This window comes from Pseudomonas sp. NPDC086112 (assembly GCF_044746425.1).
Taxonomy (GTDB): domain Bacteria; phylum Pseudomonadota; class Gammaproteobacteria; order Pseudomonadales; family Pseudomonadaceae; genus Aquipseudomonas.
The window spans coordinates 10,819-11,169 of the sequence record NZ_JBIVCD010000069.1; the positions used below are offsets into that span (position 1 = coordinate 10,819).

Genomic DNA, 351 nt, shown 5'->3' on the forward strand with positions numbered 1-351 from the left:
CAGTGATGACAGCGACCTAAACGACGAACGGTCAGCCAGCCACCGCGCAGAAGGCCATGATTTTCTATGGCTTCATACGCGTAGCAGGAACAACTGGGGTAGAAACGACAGTGACTGGCCATCAGGGGACTGATGGCATAGCGATAAAACTGGATCGGAACGAGTGCCAGTTTACGCATCGGTACTGTCTACCCCTACAGTTTCGGTTTTGACTGCTGGTACCGGCTTGCTGCGTGCCAGACGTTTCCAGAGTTTGTCGAAATGCTGAATCAATTCGGGGCTTTCTACGTCACCCAAACCTTTGCGCGCGACGATAACGATGTCCCAACCGACCAGTAAATCCTGGTTCAG

General features: G+C 52.7%; 1 protein-coding gene and 1 pseudogene. Both read right to left on the reverse strand.

The window, feature by feature from the left end; all coding sequences use genetic code 11:
* A partial coding sequence (gene yidD, locus ACIPLA_RS27420; RefSeq protein WP_401177535.1) for a membrane protein insertion efficiency factor YidD occupies positions 1–179 on the reverse strand: 179 nt, incomplete at its 3' end.
* Positions 172–351, reverse strand: a pseudogene (locus ACIPLA_RS27425) (ribonuclease P protein component); the annotation flags it as partial. The pseudogene ACIPLA_RS27425 and the gene yidD, both read right to left, overlap by 8 nt.